12 protein-coding genes are annotated in these 12,913 nt (G+C 71.9%); all 12 read right to left on the reverse strand.

Going from position 1 to position 12,913, the window contains the following annotated elements:
* Positions 1-52: 52 nt before the first annotated feature.
* Positions 53-1,846, reverse strand: a complete 1,794-nt coding sequence (treZ, locus tag ACS3YM_RS12530) for a malto-oligosyltrehalose trehalohydrolase (protein ID WP_439936760.1) — start codon at positions 1,844-1,846, stop codon at positions 53-55.
* An 11-nt stretch (positions 1,847-1,857) separates the two neighbouring features.
* Positions 1,858-4,143, reverse strand: a complete 2,286-nt coding sequence (gene treY / locus ACS3YM_RS12535) for a malto-oligosyltrehalose synthase (protein WP_439936761.1) — start codon at positions 4,141-4,143, stop codon at positions 1,858-1,860.
* Complete coding sequence (gene glgX, locus ACS3YM_RS12540) at positions 4,140-6,326, reverse strand: glycogen debranching protein GlgX (protein WP_439936762.1); 2,187 nt, start codon at positions 6,324-6,326, stop codon at positions 4,140-4,142. The genes treY and glgX overlap by 4 nt, the downstream gene beginning before the upstream one ends.
* 160 nt (positions 6,327-6,486) lie before the next feature.
* Positions 6,487-6,924, reverse strand: a complete 438-nt coding sequence (locus tag ACS3YM_RS12545) for a pilus assembly protein TadG-related protein (RefSeq protein WP_439936763.1) — start codon at positions 6,922-6,924, stop codon at positions 6,487-6,489.
* Positions 6,921-7,373: a hypothetical protein gene (locus tag ACS3YM_RS12550; protein ID WP_439936764.1), complete on the reverse strand. Its 453-nt coding sequence runs from the start codon at positions 7,371-7,373 to the stop codon at positions 6,921-6,923. The genes ACS3YM_RS12545 and ACS3YM_RS12550 overlap by 4 nt, the downstream gene beginning before the upstream one ends.
* Entirely contained in the window at positions 7,370-7,771 is a 402-nt protein-coding gene (locus tag ACS3YM_RS12555) for a TadE/TadG family type IV pilus assembly protein (RefSeq protein ID WP_439936765.1), read from the reverse strand. The genes ACS3YM_RS12550 and ACS3YM_RS12555 overlap by 4 nt, the downstream gene beginning before the upstream one ends.
* A 9-nt stretch (positions 7,772-7,780) precedes the next feature.
* Complete coding sequence (locus ACS3YM_RS12560; RefSeq protein ID WP_439936766.1) at positions 7,781-7,981, reverse strand: hypothetical protein; 201 nt, start codon at positions 7,979-7,981, stop codon at positions 7,781-7,783.
* A gap of 29 nt (positions 7,982-8,010) precedes the next feature.
* Positions 8,011-8,952, reverse strand: coding sequence for a type II secretion system F family protein (locus tag ACS3YM_RS12565; RefSeq protein ID WP_439936767.1), 942 nt, complete (start codon positions 8,950-8,952; stop codon positions 8,011-8,013).
* Positions 8,949-9,803 (reverse strand): type II secretion system F family protein, encoded by an 855-nt coding sequence (locus ACS3YM_RS12570; RefSeq protein WP_439936768.1) that lies wholly within the window; start codon positions 9,801-9,803, stop codon positions 8,949-8,951. Before ACS3YM_RS12570 ends, ACS3YM_RS12565 begins: the two co-directional genes overlap by 4 nt.
* Positions 9,803-11,068 carry a CpaF family protein gene (locus ACS3YM_RS12575; RefSeq protein ID WP_439936769.1) on the reverse strand — a complete coding sequence of 422 codons (1,266 nt, stop codon included), beginning with the start codon at positions 11,066-11,068 and terminating at the stop codon, positions 9,803-9,805. The genes ACS3YM_RS12570 and ACS3YM_RS12575 overlap by 1 nt, the downstream gene beginning before the upstream one ends.
* 113 nt (positions 11,069-11,181) lie before the next feature.
* Positions 11,182-12,141, reverse strand: a complete 960-nt coding sequence (locus tag ACS3YM_RS12580) for a hypothetical protein (RefSeq protein WP_439936770.1) — start codon at positions 12,139-12,141, stop codon at positions 11,182-11,184.
* A 63-nt stretch (positions 12,142-12,204) separates the two neighbouring features.
* Positions 12,205-12,894, reverse strand: coding sequence for a response regulator transcription factor (locus ACS3YM_RS12585; protein WP_439936771.1), 690 nt, complete (start codon positions 12,892-12,894; stop codon positions 12,205-12,207).
* Between the last annotated feature and the right edge of the window lie 19 nt (positions 12,895-12,913).

The raw sequence follows: 12,913 nt of genomic DNA on the forward strand, positions 1-12,913 counted from the left end.
GTGTGACGTGTGTCGGCCAGGAAGGCCCGGTCACGAAGGAGACTGCCAGACCTCACGAAAAGTTGTGGGAAGGCGCCACGAGCGCGCCGACATGTGCCGGAACCGTCAGCAGTCCCTCGTCGAGCACGACCCCGCTGGGGGTCTCGAAGAGCACCTCGCAGGGGTCCCCGACCTCCATCCCGAGCTCCGTCCCGACCTCGACGGTGACCTCGACCTCACCCGCGTTGACCACCACCAGCAGGTCGTCGCGGCGCATGGTGAACAGCCTGCCCTCGACCGAGCACGACACCGACCCGAAGGCCGGGTCGGTCAGCTGCGGCAGCTGCCGGCGCAGCCGGCCGAGCCGGCGGTAGCAGTCGAGCACGACCGCGTGGCGGCCCTGCGACAGCTCGTCCCAGTCCAGGCGCGAGCGCCGGAACGTCTCGGGGTCCTGCGGGTCCGGCACCTCGTCGGGGTCCCAGCCCATCCGCTCGAACTCGGCGATCCGTCCCTCCGCCGTGGCGCGACCGAGGTCGGCCTCGGGGTGCGAGGTGAAGAAGGCGAACGGCGTCGAGGCCGCCCACTCCTCCCCCATGAACAGCATCGGCGTGAAGGGTCCGGCCAGCGTGAGCAGGGCGGCGCAGGCCAGCTGGTCGTCGTCGAGGTGCTCGGCGAGCCGGTCGCCGCGGGCACGGTTGCCGATCTGGTCGTGGTTCTGGTTGGCCACCACCAGCCGCCACGTCGGCATCTTCTCGGTGTCGATGGGCACGCCGTGGTCGCGCCCACGGAACGACGAGAACGTGCCGTCGTGGAAGAAGCCCTTCTCGCAGACCTTGGCCAGCGCCTCGAGCGGCTCGAAGTCGGCGTAGTAGCCCGCGACCTCGCCGCTCAGCGCGACGTGCACGGCGTGGTGGAAGTCGTCGCTCCACTGGGCGTCGAGGCCGTAGCCGCCGGCTTCGCGCGGGGTGACCAGGCGGGTGTCGTTGAGGTCGGACTCGGCGATCAGCGTCAGCGGACGGCGCAGGTGCGCCGACAGCGCGGCGGTCTCGACCGCCATCTCCTCGAGGAGGTGGACCTCGAAGGTGTCGCTCAGCGCGTGCACCGCGTCGAGGCGCAGCGCGTCGACGTGGAAGTCCTCGAACCACATCCGCACGTTGTCGAGGATGTAGCGCCGCACCTCGCCCGAGCCCTCGCCGTCGAGGTTGACCAGGTCGCCCCAGGTGTTGCGGCCCTCCTTGAGGTAGGGGCCGAACAGGGGAAGGTAGTTGCCCGAGGGGCCGAGGTGGTTGTGGACGACGTCCTGCACCACGCCGAGGCCACGCGCGTGGCAGGCGTCGACGAACCGGCGGTAGGCGTCCGGGCCGCCGTACTGCTCGTGCACGGCGAACCAGCCCACGCCGTCGTAGCCCCAGTTGTGCGTGCCGTTGAAGGCGTTGACGGGCATCACCTCGACGAGGTCGACGCCGAGGTCGAGGAGGTGGTCGAGCCGTTCGATCGCGGAGTCGAGCGTGCCGTCGGGCGTGAACGTGCCGACGTGCAGCTCGTAGATCACCGACCCGGCCAGCTGACGGCCGGTCCAGGCGGAGTCCTGCCACTCGTAGGTCGTGAGGTCGCGTCGCGAGAGCTCGTGCACGCCGCCGGGCTGCCGACGCGAGCGCGGGTCGGGACGCGGGTCGGGGTCGTCGTCGAGGAGGTAGCCGTAGTCGACGTACGAGGGTCCCTCGGCCATGGCCGGCAGCGGCTCGGCCGGGGTCCACCAGCCGTCGTCGCCCCGCTCCATCTCCACGAGCGCACCGCCGGCGTTGTCGCCGCAGACCAGGCGCACCCGCCGCGGGCGGGGTGCCCAGACGTCGTACGGCCCGCGCATCACCGCTCCCATCAGTCCTGGGCCCGCACCAGCAGCGCGACGGGGTGGGTGCCGAGCGGGCCGGCGAGCCGGCCGTCGGTGTCGAGGCCGGTCAGCACGTCGTGCCAGCGGCCCTCCGGGAGGTCCAGCGTCGTGTCGCCCCAGCCACCCGCGGCGGCGAGCCCGACCGGGAGCCGGGTGACGACGGAGATCGCGCCGCCCCGGTCGTACGCCACGACGTGCCCGGCCGCGGACCCGGAGGCGGCGACCGGCGCGTAGGAGGTGAACAGCTCGGGCCGCTCGCGACGCAGCGTCAGCGCCGAGCAGGTGACGTGCAGCTTGGCCGCGGCGTCGTCCTCGGCCGTGCCGGCCAGCACCGCGGCGCGGTGGTCGAAGTCCACGGGGCGGCGGTTGTCGGGGTCGACGAGGGAGGTCTCCCACAGCTCGCTGCCCTGGTAGACGTCGGGCACGCCGGGGATCGTCAGCGCCAGCAGCTTCGCGGCCAGCGAGTTGGCCTGGGCCGCCTCCTCGATCCGGGCGGCGAGGTCGACCAGCACCCCGCGCACCTCCTCGGAGTCGAAGACCGAGTCGACGGCGGCGTGCACCTGCGACTCGTAGGCCTCGTCGGGCTCGGTCCACGTGGTGCGGTCGCCCGCCTCGCGCATCGCCTTCTCGGCATAGCCGTGCAGCCGCTCGCGCAGGTCGGGCAGGTGGTCCGGGGTCCAGGCCCCGAGCACGGCCTGCCACAGCAGGGAGCCGAAGGCCGGGTCGGGCACGGGCGCGAGCCGCAGCAGCTCGTCGAGCGCGCGCTCCCAGTGGCCGGGCTCCTCCGCCAGCACGGTGATGCGGGCGCGGACGTCCTCGCCGCGCTTGGTGTCGTGGGTCGACAGGGTCGTCATCGAGTCCGGCCACTCGTCCTGGCGGGCAGCCATCGCGGCGTGGAAGTCGTCGACGCCGATGGCGAAGACCGACGGGTCGCCGCCCACCTCGTTGAGGGAGGTCAGTCGCGACCAGCGGTAGAAGGAGCAGTCCTCCACGCCCTTGGCCATCACCATCCCCGACGTCTGCTGGAAGCGCCTGGCCGGCTGGCCCCACTCGTCGTGCAGGACGGGCTCGAGCACGTCGTACGTCGCCGCGAGGTCGGGCCGCTCGCTGCGCGCCGCGGCGAACGCCTCGTCGAGGTGGTGGCGGCCCTCGGGCAGGTAGGAGCGGTAGACCGGGAAGCAGGCGAGCAGCTCGGCGACGGCGTCGGCGACGGCGTCCTCGTCGGCCCCCTCGACCACGCGGGTGACCTCGCGGGTGATGCGCAGGACCTCGGAGTGCAGGATGCCGTCGGCGACGGCGCGCTTGTTGTCGTGGACCATCCGACCCCAGTCGACGGACGTCCCGCGCAGCCGGTCCTCGAGCGCGGTGAGCGGTGCCTCGCCAGCCGGGTCCGTGAGCACCCGGTCGACCAGCGCCAGGGCGTCGTAGCCGGTGGTGCCCGCGGTCGCCCAGTCGCGCGGCAGCTCCTCGCCCGGCTCGAGGATCTTCTCGACCAGGACGTAGGCACCGCCGGTGAGGGCGGCGAGGTCGTCGAGGTAGCGCTTGGGGTCGCGCAGGCCGTCGGGGTGGTCGACGCGCAGGCCGTCGACCAGCCCCTCGTCGAACCACCGCTTGATCTCGACGTGCGTCTCGGCGAAGACCTCGGGGTCCTCCACGCGCACGGCGGCGAGGGTGTTGACGGCGAAGAACCGGCGGTAGTTGAGGTCCTCGTCGGCCGCGCGCCAGCTCACGAGCTCGTAGTGCTGCTCGTCGAGGGTCGTCGTGCCGGGCGCCAGCGGGAAGCGCTGGTCGTGGTAGCGGACCTCGCCCTGCTCGATCGTGATGGCGTCCTCGTCGTCGTCACCGACGACGGGGATGAGGATGCGGCCGTCACCGGCGGCCCAGTCGACGTCGAAGGCGCTCGCGTGCTCGGACTCGCGGCCGAGCTTGAGCACGTCCCACCACCACGGGTCCTCCGCCGGCGTGGCCACCCCGACGTGGTTGGGCACGATGTCCACGAGGACGCCCATGCCGAGACGGCGCGCCTCGGCGGACAGGGCGGCGAGCCCCTCCTCACCACCGCGCTCGGGGTCGACGTGGTCGAAGGCGACCACGTCGTAGCCGTGGGTGCTGCCCGGCTCCGACGCCAGCAGCGGCGAGAGGTAGACCCAGTCCACGCCGAGGTCGTGGAGGTAGGGCAGCACGCGCGCCGCGGCGTACAGGTCGAAGTCGGGGCTGACCTGCAGCCGGTAGGTGCTGTGGGGCGTGCGGGGCCCGGGCGCTCGGTGCTTCACGGCGCGTCGGTACCCGTTCGGGCCGCCAACGATGCCGCGACGGAGTGGTCGGGGCTCGCCTCCGGCTCCGCGTGCTCGCGCAGCACCACGAGGCTGTGCGTGCCGAGGTCGAACACGGCTCCGGAGTCGTACGTCGGCTCGGCGTCGGCGCTGCCGCCGGTGTCGATGACGACGTCCCACGCGGCGGCGTACTCCTCCGGGGGCAGGGTCACCTGCGTCGGACCGTCGGCGTTGAAGTAGAGCAGGAAGTGGTCGTCGGTGATCGTGGCGCCGCGGGCGTCCTTGCCGGCGATCCCGTTGCCGTTGAGGTACATCCCGATCGCCTTGCCCTCCGCCCAGTCACCGTCGTCCATCGGCTGGCCGTCGAGGTCCAGCCAGACGATGTCGTTGAGGCGCTCGCCGTCGCCGGTGCGCACGGTGTTGCCGGTGAAGAAGCGCTTGCGGTGGAACGTCGGGTGCTCGGCGCGGAGCTTGGCCACCGCGGCGGTGAACTCGATCAGCGGCTTGTCGGCCCGGCTCCAGTCCACCCAGCTGATCTCGCTGTCCTGGGCGTAGGTGTTGTTGTTGCCGTCCTGGGTACGGCTCAGCTCGTCGCCGTGCAGCAGCATCGGCACGCCCTGGCTGAGCAGCAGCGTGGCGATGAAGTTGCGCTGCTCGCGGGCCCGCGCCTCGAGGACCTCGGGGTCCTCGGTCGGCCCCTCCACGCCGTGGTTCCACGAGCGGTTGTGGCTCTCGCCGTCGTTGTTGTCCTCGCCGTTGGCCTCGTTGTGCTTCTCGTTGTAGGACACCAGGTCGCGCAGGGTGAAGCCGTCGTGCGCGGTGACGAAGTTGATGCTGGCGAACGGCCGGCGGCCGGAGTGCTCGTAGAGGTCGGACGAGCCCGACAGCCGCGAGGCGAACTCGCCCAGCGACGGCTCGCCGCGCCAGAAGTCGCGCACCGTGTCGCGGTAGGCGCCGTTCCACTCGGTCCACTGGGGCGGGAAGCCGCCGACCTGGTAGCCGCCGGGACCGATGTCCCACGGCTCCGCGATCAGCTTCACCTGGCTCACCACCGGGTCCTGCTGCACCATCTCGAAGAAGGTGGAGAGCTTGTCGACGTCGTAGAACTCGCGGGCCAGGGTGGCGGCGAGGTCGAAGCGGAAGCCGTCGACGTGCATCTCGGTCACCCAGTAGCGCAGCGAGTCCATGATCAGCTGCACCGAGTGGGGGTGGCGCACGTTGAGGGTGTTGCCGGTGCCGGTGTAGTCCATGTAGTAGCGCTGGTCGTCCTCGACGAGGCGGTAGTAGGCCGCGTTGTCGATGCCCTTGAAGCTCAGCGTCGGGCCGAGGTGGTTGCCCTCGGCGGTGTGGTTGTAGACGACGTCGAGGATGACCTCGATGCCGGCGACGTGCATCGCCTTGACCATCGCCTTGAACTCCTGGACCTGCTGGCCCTGGGTGCTGGAGGCGTAGTCGGCGTGCGGGGCGAAGAAGCCGAGGGTGTTGTAGCCCCAGTAGTTGCGCAGGCCCTGGTCGAGCAGGGTCGAGTCCTGGACGAACTGGTGGACCGGCATCAGCTCGATCGCGGTGACGCCGAGCTTCTGCAGGTGGGCGGTGATCGACGGGTGGGCGAGCCCGGCGTAGGTCCCGCGCTGCTCCTCCGGGACGTCGGGGTGCAGCTGGGTCAGGCCCTTGACGTGCGCCTCGTAGATGAAGGACTCGTTGTACGGGATCGCGAGGCGGCGGTCGCCCTCCCAGTCGAAGAACGGGTTGATGACCACGCCGTGCGTCATGTGCGCCGCGGAGTCGTCGTCGTTCTTGCTGTCCTCGTCACCGAAGTCGTAGCCGAAGAGCGACTGGTCCCAGTCGATCTCGCCTGCCGTGGCCTTGGCGTAGGGGTCGAGCAGGAGCTTGTTCGGGTTGCAGCGCAGGCCCTTCGTCGGGTCCCACGGCCCGTGGACGCGGTAGCCGTAGCGCTGGCCCGGCTGGATCGTCGGGAGGTAGCAGTGCCACACGTAGGCGTCGACCTCGGTCACCTCGACGCGCGTCTCGCGGAAGCCGCCGGGACCCTTGGGGTCGGGATCGAAGAGGCACAGCTCGACACGCTCGGCCACCTCGCTGAAGAGTGCGAAGTTGGTGCCGCTGCCGTCGAAGGTGGCGCCCAGGGGGTAGGCCGTGCCCGGCCAGGTCTCAGTCACCGGCACGACGCTACCGGCGACCGGCCGATTACCCCTTTCCTGACCATCCAGCGGGGTGGTTCGCGTGACGACCGTTACGCGCGGCCGACCGTCCTGAGCTCTCCTCGATCCGTCATACGAACCCGACCGTATGCGTACGAATCCGGATGACGGATCGGGCTGGACGTCAGTCGGTCACGAGCGTGACCGCGGCGGTGCTGCTCGCGCCGACGGTCGGAGCGGCGGGTGAGCCGGGAATCGTCAGCGGCAGCTCGAGCGGCGCCTCCAGCCTGACCGTGACCGAACGGTTGACGGTGTCGACGCGCACGCCGACGTCGATGCCCGGATACCTCCGCCCCGCCTCGGCACGGGCGAGGTAGTCGCGGACCGCGGCCTCGACGGCGGCTTCCTGCTGGATCAGCCGGTCGTCACCGAGCCCCTCGGTGTAGATGCCGGCCGAGCCGAGGTCCGCGCCGTGGAGCGCAGCGCCGTCGGCGAGGTTGTCGAGGCCCTGCCGCTGGAGGTACGCCGCCGACGCGTCGATGACGACCACGACGGCCATCAGCAGGATGCTCGCGAAGCCGATGATCAGAAGGGTGACCTGGCCCTGCTCGTCGCGCCTCACTCCCCCTCCTCGGGCGCGCTCTCGACGTACTGCCCGATCGGCACCGTGTGCGTCGCGTCGAGCGAGAAGCTGGCCGCGCCCCTGCCGAGGATCGCGGGGAAGAACGGCAGGTCCACGCCCGAGACGACGCGGACGGTGATCACCGACGTCCCGACGTGGCAGTTGTCGCCGGGCGCCTCGCAGCGCACGCTGACGCGTGCGCGCTGCCCAGGGGTGCCCTGGTCGGCGAGCACCTGCTCGGCCACTGCCCGGGCACGCGCGTCCCCCGTCGCGTCGTCGGGGGCCAGGGCGTACGCCCGCCCCGCGGCACGCGCAGCGGCGCTCGTCGCGAACGCGCCCTGCTGCACCTCGAAGACCGCGATCACGATCCAGATCAGCGGGACCAGCAGGATGATCGCGAGCCAGCTGAGCTCGACGAGCGCCGAGCCGGTCTCGTCGCGGCGCCTCACCGCGTCACCGCCTGCTGCTCGGCCACCGCATGCCCGGCGACCCGCACGTGCACGCCGGGCCCGCCCAGGCCCAGGACCGAGACGTCGGCCTCGACCACTGCCTCGAAGCCCGGGACCCCGCCGACGGAGGCCGGCCGTACGGTGACCGACCGGACGAACTCCTGCGAGAGGGCGCCGTCGACGAGCTCCTGCACCTTGGCCTCGCCGGCCGTCCCGGAGGACCCGGCGACGGCCGCGTGCCGGGCCCCCTCGGCCGCCGCGGAGGCGAGGGTGTTGCGCACGTGCAGGACGAGCGCGAGCTGGAGGATGCCGAGCACCAGCGGCAGCAGGACCAGCAGCACGAGGACGAAGTCGACGACCGCTGCGCCGCGCTCGCTGGTGCGCGCGCGTGGTGTCACGGGTGCGACCTAGCTGCTCACCATCGCGAAGGCCTGCTCGAGCAGGCCTCGCAGCTCGTCGCCGACGAACGGTGTCAACGCGGCGATGACGATGGCGGTCATCAGGGTGACCATCACCCAGCCCGGCACGTCGCCGCGCTCGTCACGGCGGAGGTCGGGCGCCGCCAGCTGGCTGAGGTGGAACAGGAGTCCCGAGATCGACGGGTGCATGGTCGTGTCCTTTCGAGTGGTGCAGGTCGTCAGGGCGTGGTGAGTCGGAGGCCCAGCACGCCGGGATAGAAGGCGAAGAGGATCGTGACGGGCAGGACGAAGAACACGACGGGCGCCATCATCGCGATCTCCTTGCGGGCCGCGGTCTCGATGAGCAGCCGTCGTCCGGCTTCGCGTACGTCGGCGGCCTGGGCGTGCAGCACGTCGGCCAGCGGGGTGCCGCGTTCCATGGCGACGGTGATGCCGGTGGCGAAGCGCGCGACGATGGGCAGGCCGGTGCTCGCGGCGAGGGACTCGAAGGCGGGGCCGACCGGTTCGCCTGTGCGGATGCGCGCCAGCACCTGGGCGAGGTCCTCGGAGAGCGCTCCGTGGCTGCGCGTGACGACGCGGTCGAGCGCCGAGACGGGACTCTCGCCGGCGGCCACGGAGAGCGCGAGCAGCTCGGCGATGGTCGGGAACTCGGTGAGCACCTGGCGTTCGCGGTTCTTCACCTGCGTGCTGAGCCGGTTGTCGCGGAGGAAGACACCGCAGACGAACCCGAGGGCGCAGAACACCACTGCCGAGCCGACGCCACCCACTCCTCCGAGCGCTCGCAGCAGGCTGAGCCCCGCGGCCGCGCCGAACCCGACCAGCCCCCAGACGGCCTGCTCGACGCGGAAGTCCTGGACGGTGCGGTCGAGGCCGGCGCGCTGCAGCCGGCGCCGTACGGAGGAGCTGCCGCCCATCACCCGCTCGACCAGGTCGGCGACCGAGCGCAGGACCGGGCCGAAGATGCCGGCGGCCGCCGTGGTGGGTGACGACGAGGCCGGGCGCAGGACCGCTGCGTGGTCACGCACCGGCAGGTCACGGACGTAGGGCAGCACCCGGTCGGCCAGCCGGGGTCGGCGCAGCACGCTGACCCGCAGTCCGACCAGCAGCAGCCCGGCGCCGGCGACCCCTCCCAGCAGCGCGCCCCAGACCAGCGTGCTCACGACAGGATCCGCTTCTCGACGGGCAGCCGGCCGATCCGCATCATCGCGGAGTAGGCCAGGACGCAGACCCCGAAGCCGATCCCCAGCACCAGCACGCCGCCGGGTGAGGCGTAGTGGCGGATCGCGGTCGTCTGGAACGACATGAGCAGCAGCACGATCCACGGCGCCGACACGGCGAGCCGGGCCCCGTTGACGGTCCAGGCCTGGCGCGACTCGAGCTCGGAGCGGGTCCGCGCGTCGTCGCGCAGGAAGCCGGACAGGTTGCGCAGCAGGCGGCCGAGGTCGCCGCCACCGACCTCGCGGGCCAGGCGGAGACCCTCGATCACGCGGTCGCCCACCGGGTCCGCGAGGCGGTCCTTGAGGCGGTCGAGGCACTCCCCGAACCGCCCGGTCACCTGGTAGTCGAGCGCGAACTGGGAGAAGTCGTGGCGCAGCGGCTCGGGACCGGTGGCGCCGAGGGCCGCGACGGCGTCGGGCAGCGACAGCCCGGCTCGTACGGCGCTGGCGAGGTTGTCGACCGCCTCGGGCCAGACCTCGGCGAACTCGCGCAGCCGCCGCGCCGCCCGCTGCCGCAGGACGGCGATCGGCACGTAGGCCGCCATCGCCGCGAACACGAACGCCACCGGCATCGTCCGCGAGACGGCCTGCACGAGGGCGAAGGCCACGGCGAAGAGCACGGCGCACAGCGAGACGACGCTCGCCGCGGTGACGTCCGCCAGCCCGGCACGGCCGAGCAGGCGGCCCAGCGAGGACGTGGTGGGCGTGGTCGGCCGAGGCGTGCGCGGGAGGGCAAAGGCCGACCAGACGAGGAGCAGGCCCACGCCGACGCCCAGACCGAGCAGCGCACCCATCACCGCTCGCCCTCCTGGTCGGGGGCCAGCAGCGCGTGCACGTCGATGCCGACGCGCTCGTAGCGCTCGACGCGCGCGGGGACGCCACCGGTGCGCCGGAGGTCGGCACCCGTGCGCACGAAGATCGGCTCGACCTCGATCACGTCGGCCTCCACCCGGCCCGGGACCGAGACGATCTCGTTGACGCGCCGCCGGCCGTCCGCGCCCATCCCGAGGTGGACGACGAGGTCCACCGAGGTCGCCACCGTGGGCACCACGAACCGCGCCGAGATGTTGTCGCCGGCGAGGAGCGGCAGGGTGCACATCTTCACGAGTGCCTCACGCGCGGAGTTGGCATGGAGCGTGCACATCCCGGGCAGCCCTGAGTTGAGCGCCAGCAGGAGGTCGAGGCACTCGGCCGCGCGCACCTCCCCGACGAGGATGCGGCTCGGCCGCATCCGCAGCGCCTCCTTGACGAGGTCGCGCAGCACGATCTCGCCGGTCTGCTCGAGCCCGGCCTGACGGGTCTGCATGGCCACCCAGTCCGGGTGGCTGAACCTCAGCTCGAAGACCTCCTCCGCGCTGACGACGCGCTCCCCGCCCGGCACGGCGGCGGCCAGGCAGTTGAGCATGGTGGTCTTGCCGGCCTGCGTGCCGCCGGCGACGAGGATGTTGAGCCCGGCGCGCACCGACGCCTCGAGGAAGCGGGCCGCCTGCGGGGTGAGGCTGCCGAGCGCGACGAGGTCGGCGAGGCGGTGGGCGCGGAGCAGGAACTTGCGGATGTTGACCGCGGTGAACCCGCGCGTGATGCCCTCGAGCACGACGTGGAGGCGGTGGCCCTCGGGCAGCATCGCGTCGACGAAGGGCGTGCTGATGTCGATGCGCCGTCCGCTCGACTTGAGCATCCGCTCGACCAGCTCGTCGACCTGGGCGGCGTCGAGGCGCAGGTTGGTCAGCTCGTGCCGGCCGCGGCGGGCGATGAAGACCCGGCTGGGGTCGTTGATCCACACCTCCTCCACCTCGGGGTCGTCGAGGAAGGGCTGCAGCGGGCCGAAGCCGGAGACCCGGGCGACGAGCTCGCCGACCATGGCGCCGTCGTCCGCGATCGGCGCGACCTTCCCGGTCAGGCTGAGCTGGTCGTGCTCGGAGACCACGTCCTCGGCGATGCGGCGTACGACGAGGGCCTCGCGCTGCGGGTCGACACCCTCGCGCCGCACCCGCTCCCGCACCTGCTCGTCGAGGCGCTCGACCAGTGGCCGATCCACCGCCAGACGCTCCGCCGTCATGGTGCCCCGCTTCCCCGAGAAGGTGCACCGTCACGCTACCCAGCACTCGGGGTGCGGAAACAGGGCGAAGGTAAAGGTTGTGGACAACCGGCCGGGCCCAGCGACCCGTCACCTCAGCGGTGGTCGTCGATGGTCACGAAGTCGACCTCGATGCGCTCCGAGCCGGTCCGGGTGGTCGGGCACGTGCCCGCGCACTCCTGCTGCAGCACCGTCCGCCGGAACACGTCGGGCACGGTGGTGGCGTTGCCGTCGTACGACCACACGGGCACGGCCATGTCGTCGAGGTAGATCTCGACGTCGTTGCCGGGCCGCTGCGTGGCCCGGAGGGTGTGCCACCGGGTGAGGTCGAAGGTGTGCCGCCGCACGACCTGGGTGTCCACGTCCCGGTAGTGCAGGAAGGTCGAGCACCCGTCCAGGCTCGAGCCCTCGCAGTAGTCGGCCTCGCCGAGGTACCACGGCGGCACCGGTCCGTCGTCGATCGGGCTGGGCCAGCGCATCGGGATGATGCGGTACGCCTCGGTGGTGGCGGGGTCGTCGTTGAGGACCCGGAAGCGGACCGTGACCGACTGGTTGTTCCCGCCGTAGGCGCGGTCCACCACCATCGAGCCGTGGTACCACCCGGCGCCGCACACGCCGCTGCCCTGGTAGGCGAAGACCTGGGTCAGCACGCCGCCGCCGACCGTGAGGTTGTCCGGCTCGTTGCACCCCTCCGACGACGTGAAGGTCCCGGTGTAGGAGAGCCACTTCGCCGGGTCGAGCGCCGTCCCGTCGAACTGGTCGGTGAAGACCCGCGTGAAGCCGGGCTGCGGATCGGGGACGGCGTTCGGCGGCCGCGCGGTCGGCGTCGGGGTCGGCATGGGGGGCGGGAGGCAGGCGCCGCTCGCGTCCTTGGTGTAGCCGGGCGGGACCGTCCGCTGGACACCCGGCAGGTTCGCGCACAGGTCAGAGCGCTGGTAGGCCTTCGCGGACAGGCGTCCCCACCCGCGGTCCGTCCAGGGGGCCGCGGCGCTGACCGAGCTCGTGACTCCCAGGATGAGGATGGTGGTGGCCACCAGCACTGCTCGACGACCCATGGGCACTCTCCCGGCTCCCATGGTAGGGGCGCGGGCTGCCCGCCGCGGTCTGGTGCAGACCGGTCAGGTGCCGGTCTCGAGGCGGAACCCGACGCCCCGGATGGCCACGACCTTCTCGCCGGCGTCGGCGGCCTCGAGCTTGCTGCGGAGGCGCCCGATGGTGACGTCGAGCGTCTTCGTCGAGCCGTACCAGTTCTGGTCCCAGACCTGGTTCATCAGGGTCTCGCGCGGCACGACCTTGTCGTGGCTGTTGGCCAGGACGGCCAGCACGTCGAACTCCTTGGCCGTGAGCGCGATCTCGCGGTCCCCGAGGTGCACGCGGCGTGAGCCGGCGTCGATCCTGAGGCCCGACGACGTGGTGACGCTCGTGTCATCGGGCGCGCTCGAGGCGCTGCGGCGCAGCAGGGCGCGCACGCGGGCCAGGAGCTCGGCGAGGCCGAAGGGCTTGGCGAGGTAGTCGTCGGCACCCACGTCGAGGCCGACCACGCGGTCGAGCTCGCCGGCGCGCGCCGTCACCATGATGATCCCGCCGGTATAGCCGCCGGAACGCATCTGGCGGCACACGTCGATGCCGTCCATGTCGGGCAGGCCGAGGTCGAGGATGACCACCGCTGGCCCCTCCTCCACGACGAAGGACACCGCCTCGGAACCCACCGAGACCCGGCTGACGTCGTAGCCCTCGCGCTCGAGGGTGCGCATCAACGGGACGGCGATGTCCTCCTCGTCCTCTACGACCAGCACGTCGTGCACCATGCCAAGGAGCATAGATGGA

Origin of the sequence: Nocardioides sp. N13(2025) (assembly GCF_051912545.1) — a bacterium.
Lineage (GTDB): Bacteria > Actinomycetota > Actinomycetes > Propionibacteriales > Nocardioidaceae > Nocardioides.